General features: G+C 68.6%; 2 protein-coding genes. One reads left to right on the top strand and one right to left on the bottom strand.

The annotated features are described in order from the left end of the window. The first annotated feature begins 119 nt into the window (after positions 1–119). Positions 120–401 (top strand): hypothetical protein, encoded by a 282-nt coding sequence (locus ACFWIS_RS40670; RefSeq protein WP_380460718.1) that lies wholly within the window; start codon positions 120–122, stop codon positions 399–401. Here ACFWIS_RS40670 and ACFWIS_RS40675 read toward each other — a convergent pair. After that, complete coding sequence (locus ACFWIS_RS40675) at positions 391–1,158, bottom strand: transposase (protein ID WP_380460720.1); 768 nt, start codon at positions 1,156–1,158, stop codon at positions 391–393. The two genes, ACFWIS_RS40670 and ACFWIS_RS40675, sit on opposite strands and share 11 nt — an antisense overlap. Positions 1,159–1,206 lie beyond the last annotated feature (48 nt).

Below are 1,206 nucleotides of genomic sequence, written 5' to 3' on the forward strand. Positions count from 1 at the left end.
CGCTAAAGGTTGTCCCGTAACTGGGGCCTGGCGGCTCGCGGCATACTGGCGCTCGTTGATGATCTCGTTCGACTGTGGGGGCGTTCGTGCTTGAGTTGCGGTGTCAGGCGGTCCGCTGGGTGGACGATGAGCCGTGGCCTGGGGTGGTCGAAGTTCAGTTCACGGATGCGGCGGGGCGGCGTTGGTCGCTGTTCGACAAGGCCCCGATCTTCGCGGCGATGGGCGAGCTCGGCCCGGACACGTCGTATCCGGTGGAGGCCACCGTCGCCTGCGCGGTCATCGAGAGCCATGGCCTGGTGGGGGACGACGAGTTCGTCACGGTCTCCACTTCCGTGCACGGCGTCGCGACACCGGACGGGCTCGAGGAGTTCACGGTGCGGCCGGATCAGCTCATCCGCTGAGCGCAAGGTTGTGGAGCCGGGCGACGCCCATCATCGCGTGGTGCACGCCGGCTCCGCGCAGGCGGCAGTCGCGCAGGATCTTCCAGTTCTTCATCCGTGAGAAGACGTGCTCGACCCGGGCCCGGGCTCTGCGGTGGACGGCGTTGTCGGCTTCCTGCTCGGGCGTGAGGTGCTCCTGCCCGCGCCGACGTCGGTGCGGGATCAGTGCGCCGGTTCCCTGGTAGCCGCCGTCCGCCAGGACCGGTGCGTCCCGGCAGACGCGGTCGACGCCCGACTCGGTGAAGGCGCGGCAGTCGTTGCGGTTGCCGGGTAGTGGCAGGCCGACGGCGACGACCAGCCGGCTGTTGGCGTCGATCACGACCTGCTGGTTGGTGGAGTACCGGTAGTTCTTGCTGGAGGCTGCGATCGTCCGGTCCCGGGTGGGCACCAGGGTGCCGTCCACGATCAGTACGGTGTCCTGCCGCGGCCGACGGGCGGGCGAGATCGCCAGCAGCGGAGCGAGGTGGTCCAGCACCCGGTCCGCGGCTGACTTCGAGATCTCGAACAACGGCGCGACCTGCCGCAACGTCAGGTTGGTCCGCCAGTACGTGGCAACCAGCAGCACCCGGTCCTCCAGGCAGAGCCGCCACGGCCGGCCGCGCTGGACATCACCTCCGCGACGGCGGACCAGCGCGACCAGCTTGCGGAACTGCGACTCGCTCAACCCCGAGAACGGCTCGATCCACATCGGATCGCTCGCCGAGATCACCCCACCCATACCGTGACCAACGCCGAACCAGACGGATAGTTACGGGACAGCCTTTAG

The organism is Kitasatospora sp. NPDC127060, from assembly GCF_042724935.1.
Taxonomy (GTDB): domain Bacteria; phylum Actinomycetota; class Actinomycetes; order Streptomycetales; family Streptomycetaceae; genus Kitasatospora.